The 7,524-nt window shown below is 68.7% G+C and carries 6 protein-coding genes; 1 reads left to right on the top strand and 5 read right to left on the bottom strand.

Annotation, left to right across the window (positions count from 1 at the left end; genetic code table 11):
* A partial coding sequence (locus tag K8V84_RS18530; protein WP_304076582.1) for a glycerol-3-phosphate dehydrogenase/oxidase occupies positions 1–1,451 on the top strand: 1,451 nt, incomplete at its 5' end.
* A gap of 168 nt (positions 1,452–1,619) precedes the next feature.
* On the opposite strand, the gene K8V84_RS18525 is transcribed toward K8V84_RS18530, so the two are convergent.
* The 5 genes from K8V84_RS18525 to K8V84_RS18505 form a co-directional block, all read right to left on the bottom strand.
* A complete protein-coding gene (locus tag K8V84_RS18525) occupies positions 1,620–1,823 on the bottom strand; it encodes a cold-shock protein (protein WP_067601566.1) in 204 nt (67 codons plus the stop codon).
* 277 nt (positions 1,824–2,100) lie between these two features.
* Entirely contained in the window at positions 2,101–4,611 is a 2,511-nt protein-coding gene (locus tag K8V84_RS18520; RefSeq protein ID WP_304076579.1) for a glycoside hydrolase family 2 protein, read from the bottom strand.
* A 52-nt stretch (positions 4,612–4,663) separates the two neighbouring features.
* Complete coding sequence (locus tag K8V84_RS18515) at positions 4,664–5,575, bottom strand: ABC transporter ATP-binding protein (RefSeq protein WP_304076577.1); 912 nt, start codon at positions 5,573–5,575, stop codon at positions 4,664–4,666.
* A gap of 4 nt (positions 5,576–5,579) precedes the next feature.
* Positions 5,580–6,533, bottom strand: a complete 954-nt coding sequence (locus K8V84_RS18510; protein ID WP_304076574.1) for an ABC transporter ATP-binding protein — start codon at positions 6,531–6,533, stop codon at positions 5,580–5,582.
* Entirely contained in the window at positions 6,533–7,441 is a 909-nt protein-coding gene (locus K8V84_RS18505) for an ABC transporter permease (RefSeq protein ID WP_304076571.1), read from the bottom strand. The genes K8V84_RS18510 and K8V84_RS18505 overlap by 1 nt, the downstream gene beginning before the upstream one ends.
* Between the last annotated feature and the right edge of the window lie 83 nt (positions 7,442–7,524).

Here is a 7,524-nt window from a genome sequence, read left to right as displayed (position 1 = left end):
TGGCGTGGACCGCCACCCAGGCCGGATTGCGTGTGGCCATGGTCGACGCCGGCGACTTCGCCGGCGCCACCTCCAGCGCCTCCTCCAAGCTCGTGCACGGCGGGCTGCGCTACCTTCAGACCGGCAACGTGCGCCTGGTCGCGGAGAACCATCGCGAACGCCGCTCGCTGGCCTCCGACATCGCCCCGCACCTGGTCAACCACCGCCCCTTCCTCGTGCCCATCTACAACGACGGACCGCACGGCGCCGCAAAGATGGGTGCGGGCGTCTTCCTGTACTCGGCGCTGTCGGCCTTCGGCGACGGCATGGGCCGGCTGCTCTCCCCCAAGCAGGCCAAGCGCCTGGCCCCGGGTCTGCGCACCGACGGGCTCAAGTCGGTGGCCGCCTACAGCGACCACCAGATGAACGACAGCCGCATGGCCGTCATGTCGGTGCGCGCGGCCGTGGACGCCGGCGCGGTGGTGCTCAACCACGCCGAGGTGCGGGGACTGCGGACCACCGGTGGACGCGTCACGGGTGCCGAACTGCGCGACCGGGTCTGCGGCGAGGAGTTCGGCGTGGACGCGCGGCTGGTGCTCAACGCCACCGGCCCGTGGGTGGACCACCTGCGTCGCATGGAGGATCCGAAGGCGGCGCCCAGCGTACGCCTGTCCAAGGGCGCCCACCTGGTACTGAACACCCCGGACCCGTGGCGCGCGGCGCTGACCATCCCGGTGGACAAGTACCGGGTGTCCTTCGCGATCCCGTGGGAGGGCCACCTGCTGCTCGGGACCACGGACGAGGCCTACGAGGGCGACCCTGCCGACGTGGGCGTGGTCCCCTCCGACGTGGACCAGATCCTGGGCGAGGCGTCGATGGGCATCGACCCCGCCTACCTGGACCGTGACCGGATGACGTACTCGTTCGCGGGTCTGCGCGTACTGCCGGGAGGCCCCGGCGACACCAGCTCCGCCAAGCGGGAGACCGTGGTCACCCAGGGCCGCGGCGGAATGTTGTCGGTCGCCGGCGGCAAGTGGACCACCTACCGGCACATCGGTCGGACCGTGGTGGACGAGCTGCGCAAGGTGTCGTCGGTACCACTGGGCGAGGGCATGGCCGACCCGCTGCGGACCGTCCCGCTGCCCGGCCTGGCCAGCCCCGACGCGGTCACCCAGCGACTCATCATCGACCGTGAGCCGGGGGCTCGCGTGGATCCGCTCGTCGCCCGACACCTGGCCACCCACTACGGAAGCCTGGCCATGGACATCGCGGCCCTGGTCCGCGACCGGCCGGAGCTGGGCGAGCGCATCCACCCGGACGGACCGGACGTGTGGGCGCAGGTCGTCTTCGCCCGTGACCACGAGTGGGCGGTGACCGTCGACGACGCGCTGCGTCGCCGCACCACCGTGACCGTGCGCGGCCTGGACACCCCCGAGGTGCGCGAGCGCACGGAGCGTCTCCTGGCCGGTTGATCCGAATAGTCGAACGCCCCGACCGTCTTCCCCACGGTCGGGGCGTTCGTGTGTCCGGCGCCGTGCGCGCACAAAGGAACACCCCCGGCGGGTGGGACCCGTCCGGGGGTGTTCGGCGACGTTCACGCCCCTGTCAAGTGGGGCGACGACGCTACGTCTGTGCGATCGTTAGATGGCGACGACGTTCTCGGCCTGCGGGCCACGCGTGCCCTCGACGATCTCGAACTCCACGCGCTGGTTCTCCTCCAGGTTACGGAAGCCCGAACCCTGGATGGCGCTGTAGTGAACGAAGGCGTCGGGGCCGCCGCCGTCGGGGGAGATGAAGCCGAAGCCCTTCTCGCCGTTGAACCACTTCACAGTTCCCTGAGCCATGTTCTCTCCTTCAGCTCGGTGTAACACGGACGCATACTCACGCCCGATAATTGCCGCGAGCCGACTCCATGAGAAACCGCCCGCCGGTCACAAACTCCGCGGGCAAGACACCAACTGCGAAATTCAACGACTAACAATCACCTTGAACGTACCACAGTCGGCCCCCCGAGTGAGGGTTTCGAGTGTGGCAACACGCACGGCCCGCCGAGGAATACCGGCGGGCCGTGCGGGGAACCCGTGTTACGCGGGCGACGATCACCAGAGCGTCACGGGTTGCTCACGAAGAGGTCGCAAGCGTGTCGTTGACGCACCTCAGGACAGGTGGCGCCGCCACCTCCCCCGGGTCGAGGTCGGCACCACCGTGAACGGTGAACGTGTGCTCCTCCCCCGGCAACAAGGTCACCAGGGCGCTGTCCACGACGGCGTCCGGAGCGATCCTGTCGACGTTCAGGACCAGATCCCGCAAGAGCACTCCGGCCCGCACGTTCACCCGCAAATCGGAACCAATGACCCGGGTTTTCACTTCGAATTCCGGTTTTCTGTAGGCGATCTCGTGATCTCGGGCGAAGAACCACCACGCGCGGTCCCCCGCCCCGTCGACGGTGATCACCTCACCGGCCGCCTCGCCGGCCCGGGAGACCTCCGCCGGCACCGGGACCCGCAGCGCACCGCGCGGTGCCACCCGCGCCGGGTGCGAGGAGGCCGCCAGTTCCGCACCCGTTGCGACGTCACGACGCGTCACCGTCACCTCCGTCACCCACTCGGTGTCGGTGTCGTTGCCCAGCACCACGGCCAGCCCGCCGTCGACGGGTTGGACGGTGCAGACCCGGTCGGCGTACACGCGACGCAGCGCGTACCACAGGGGCTTGCGCCTGCCCGCGCCGTCCACCGCGGCCCAAGAGGTGACCGGCCAGCAGTCGTTGATCTGCCAGACCACCGTTCCGGTGCAGTACGGCCAGGTGGAACGGAAGTGCTCGATACCCACGGTCAGCGCCCTGGCCTGGTTCACCTGGGTGAGGTAGTGCCAGTCGTCGTAGGACCACTCGCGGTCACCGAAGTGCAGTGTGAGCCCGCGAGCGAGCTTGCCGTTGCCGTCGATCGCCTTCTGGTGGTGCAGCACGCCCGGTGAGGTGGGGGTGAGCGGGTCGTCGGACACCGCCGCGCGCAGGGTCGAGTGGTTCGCCGGCGCCTGGTATCCGAACTCGGCGGCGAACCGCGGCCTGCGGTCCCGGTACACCGTGTAGTCCAGCTCGTTCCACACGTCCCACAGGTGCATGGTGCCGTGGGCCGGGTCGTTGGGGTGCACGCCCTCGCCCTCGGAATACGGGCTGCCCGGCCAGTAGGGGCGGGTGGGATCGAGTTCGGCCACCACCCGCGGCAACAGGTCCAGGTAGTACCCGGCTCCCCAGGACCGCCCCGCCAACTTCTCCTTCCATCCCCAGTCCTCGTGGCCCCAGATGTTCTCGTTGTTGCCGCACCACACGGCGAGCGAGGCGTGCGGGGCGAGGCGGACGACCGCGTCGCGGGCCTCCGCCTCCACCTCCGACCACAGGGGCTCGTCCTCCGGGTAGGCGGCGCAGGCGAACAGGAAGTCCTGCCAGACCAGGACGCCCCGCTCGGAACACACGTCGTAGAAGTCGTCCGCCTCGTAGATCCCACCGCCCCACACGCGCAGCAGGTTCATACCCGCCGCACAGGCCTGGTCGATCGCCTCCGCGTAGCGGTCCCGATCCAGCCGGGAGGGGAAGGTGTCGTCGGGGATCCAGTTGGCGCCCCTGACCAGGATGTCGCGACCGTTGACGCGGACCGCGAAGGCCGCCCCGTGCTCGTCGGGGGCGCTGTGCACCGCCACGTTGCGAAACCCGATCCGGCGTTCCCAGGTGTCCAGGACGACACCGGGCGCGGACAGTTCCACCGACAGGTCGTACAGGGGTTGGCCGCCGTGGCCGCGCGGCCACCACAGGTCGGGGTCGTTCACCTCCAGGTCGAGGGCGGCCTCGTCCTCCCCCGCCGGGACGGTGACGGCCCCGACGACCCCGGCGACCGACGCGGTCACCGTCAACACGGTGTCGCGCCCCGGGTCGGTACGCTCCACGTTCAGTCGCAGGGAGACCCGCCCTCGGGAGCCCTCGGTGGAGACCGAGACCAGCGGCCGCACCGACGCCAGGCGCGCCGTCGACCAGGCGTGCAGGCGGATCGGCCGCCAGATCCCGGAGGTGACCACCGTCGGCCCCCAGTCCCAGCCGAAGTTGCAGGCCATCTTGCGGACGTACTGGTAGGGCTCGTCGTAGGCGGCGGGCAACGGGCCCAACCGGTCGCGTTCGGCCTCGGCGCGCCGGTAGGGCGCGTCGAAACGCACCTCCAGGTCGGGGCCGGTCCCGGCCCGGTCCAACGCCTCGGTGACGTCGAACCGGTACGACCGGTGCATGTTCGCGGTACGTCCCACCTCGCGGTCGCCGACCCGGACGGTGGCGAAGGTGTCCAGTCCCTCGCACACCAGGTCGACGCGTTCGGCCGGCGCGCCGCCGGCCAGGGCCTCGACCTCCGCCGCCAGCGAGCGGCCGTAGCTCCAGTCGGTACGACCGATCCAACCCAGCCGGGTCTCGTTGTCGTCGAGGTAGGGGTCCTCGATCAGACCGTGGTCGAGCAGGTCGGTGTGGACACAGCCCGGCACGGTCGCGGTGAGCCCCCCGGCCCCATGGAGCGCGGCGGCCGGTTCGGCGAGCGCGCCCTCATGGGGCGTCGCGGCCAGCGTCCAGCCGTCGTGCAGGTCGAACCACGCGGTCATGCGTGCTCCTCATTCCCTTGGTGTGGTGCTTCCCCGTCGGTGTCACGGGTGTTCAGCGCTGATCGATCCCGACGAAGTGGCCCTCTTCGACCTCCACCAGCGGTGCGGAGTCGTCGCCCTCGGAGACCGTGGGCAGGACGACGTCCTCGGGCGGGTCGGCGGCCAGCTCGGCGTCCACCTCGGCCCAGGTGCGGTGCAGCTGGGGAACGCACGAGAGCAGGTGCCGGCTGTAGGGGTGCAGCGGGTTCTCGAAGACCCTGCGGGTGGGCCCCAACTCGGCGATGGCGCCCTTGCGCAGGATCACCGACCGGTCGCTGACGTAGTTGCCCAGGGACAGGTCGTGGGTGACGAACAGGATCCCCAGGCCGCGTTCCTTGAGGTCGGCGAGCAGGTTGAGCACGTCGATACGGGTCGAGGCGTCCAACATGCTGATGATCTCGTCGGCCACCAGCAGGCGGATGTCCAACAACAGCGCCCGCGCGATGAGCAGTCGCTGCAGCTGGCCGCCGCTGAGCTGGTGCGGGTACTTGTTCAGGACGTTGTCGGGGTCCAAACGGACGGTACCGATCACGTCCAGGACCTTCTCCCTCCAGTCGGCGTCGGAGACGCCCGGGAAGTAGGAGGAACGGATCATCTCGAAGACGCGGTCCGCCTTGAAGATGGGGTTGAAGGAGCTGAAGGGGTCCTGGAAGACGCCCTGCACGTGGCGGTAGTACTCCTTCTTCTCGCCGAACCCCCGCAGGCGGGTGACGTCCTTGCCCTCGAAGGTGATGGTGCCCTGGCTGGGCTTGGTGAGGCCGAGCACCATCTTGCCGATGGTGCTCTTACCACTGCCGGACTCGCCGATCAGCGACACCACCTCACCGGGCTTCACCACGAGGTTCACGTCGCGCACCGCACGCAGCGTCGAGCCGCCGAAAGCGCCCACCCGGTACACCTTGTGCACATGGCTCAGTTCCAGCACGGCGCTACCTCCCCGTCTTCCAGCAGGCGGCCCAGTGGCCGGGTTCGATCTCCACCAGCGGCGGAGTCTCGGAGCACTCCTCCGAGGCGATGGGGCACCGGGCCTTGAACCGACAGCCGGTGGGCGGATGGAGCAGACCGGGCGGAGTTCCCGGGATGCCCTCCAGGCGAGTCTCGGAGGTGGTCGCGCCCACCTCCGGCAGGGCGCCGATGAGCATCTTGGTGTAGGGGTGCTGCGGGTCGTTGATGATCGTGGCGGCCGGAGCCTTCTCCGCGACCCGCCCCGCGTACATCACCATGACCGTGTCGGCCATCTGGTAGACGAGCGAGATGTCGTGGGTCACGAAGATCATGCTCTTGACGTAGCCACGGTCGCGGAATTCCACCATGGACTCGACCACCGACCGCTGGGTGGACACGTCCAGGGCCGAGGTCGCCTCGTCCGCGATGAGCAGGGACGGGTTGAGCAAGGTGGCCAGCACCATGACCACGCGCTGCTTCATGCCGCCGGACAGCTCGATGGGGAACCGCTTGAGCACGTCGGGATCGAGTCCGACCAGCTCCAGGCGACGGTTCAGTTCCTCGGCGACCTCGCTCGGTCGCACTCCGCGTGACTGGAGCAACTCGTTGATCATCCGCCCGATCTTGCGGGTCGGGTTGAGGGCGCTCATCGCGTACTGCGGGATGAGCGAGATCTCGTGGTAGCGGAACCGGTTCATCTCCCGGTCCTTGGCGATCGGGACGTTCTCGCCGTCCAGCTCGATCGTGCCGTCCACGTGGCGCATCCGCGAGTCCAGGCGGATCAGGCTCTTGCCGAGGGTGCTCTTGCCACAGCCGGACTCCCCGGCCAGGCCCATGATCTCGCCGTCGGCGAGCTCGAAGTCCACCCCGTCCAAGGCGTGGACGTCCCCGCGCAGGGTCTGGTAATAGACCTTCAGGTCTTTGACGCGGAGTGTCATCACAGCTCCCGCAGCTTGGGGTTGAAGATCTCGTCCAACCCGACGTTGAGGATGTACATCGAACCGACGATCGCGGTGATCCCGGCGCCCGGCGGAATGAACCACCACCACATGCCCAGGTGCAACGCGCTCCAGGTGAAGGAGTTCTGCAACATCAGGCCCAGTGAGACACCGTCCGAGGGGCCGAGACCGATGAAGTCCAGGCCCGCGGCGATGAGCACCGCCCCGCCGAACAGCAGGATGAAGGACATCACCAGGTAGGAGCTCATGTTGGGAGCGATCTCCGTGGTGATGATCTTTCCGGTGCGTCGTCCGCTGAGCCGCGCCAGATCCACGTAGTCGCGCGTGGCCAGGGACAGCGCCTGGGAACGGACCGCGCGGGCGGCCCACGGCCAGGAGGTCATCCCGATGAACAGGGACTGGACGAACACACCCTTGATGTCCAGGTAGGCGACGGCCACGATCAGCACGACCAGGGCCGGAAGGACCAGCACCACGTTCGTGAGCATGTTGAGGATCTCGTCGACGATCCCGCCCTTGTACCCGGCGATGAAACCGATGGCGGTGCCGATCACGAAAGCGATGCCACCGCCGAGGAATCCGACCATGAAGGTGGAACGCAGCCCGTAGACGAACTGGGCCCAGATGTCCTGGCCGAACGTGGTGGTGCCCAGCCAGTACTCGGCACTGGGCGGCTGACTCTGCGGACCGATGTAGACGTTCGGCCCGTGGTCGACGAAGAGTGGGCCGATGAGCCCGAGCAGCAGAAGGATCAGGACGATCCCCGAACCGATCAACAGCTTGGGGTTGCGCTTGGCGAAGTGCAGCGTCTCGGAGGTCCGGCGCTCCACCACGGGTTGGGGCTCGGTGGTTCCGTCCGAGCCCGGCGCGCCCGCAACGTTGCTCAAGACGAGCCTCCAGTCATCTGGACCCGCGTCCGCGGGTCGACCAGGACGTAGATGATGTCGATGATGAAGTTGGCGATCAGCAC

The sequence above is a fragment of the Nocardiopsis listeri genome (genome assembly GCF_020741345.1).
Taxonomy (GTDB): Bacteria; Actinomycetota; Actinomycetes; order Streptosporangiales; family Streptosporangiaceae; genus Nocardiopsis; species Nocardiopsis listeri_A.
Note: the sequence above shows the minus strand (reverse complement) of the source record. Positions and strands in the feature narration are given on the sequence as shown.

Excerpts from the sequence above, each read along its gene's own strand:
- K8V84_RS18520 (WP_304076579.1), bottom strand. The coding sequence starts at position 4,611 with ATGACCGCGTGGTTCGACCTGCACGACGGCTGGACGCTGGCCGCGACG.
- K8V84_RS18510 (WP_304076574.1), bottom strand. The coding sequence starts at position 6,533 with ATGACACTCCGCGTCAAAGACCTGAAGGTCTATTACCAGACCCTGCGC.
- K8V84_RS18525 (WP_067601566.1), bottom strand. The coding sequence starts at position 1,823 with ATGGCTCAGGGAACTGTGAAGTGGTTCAACGGCGAGAAGGGCTTCGGC.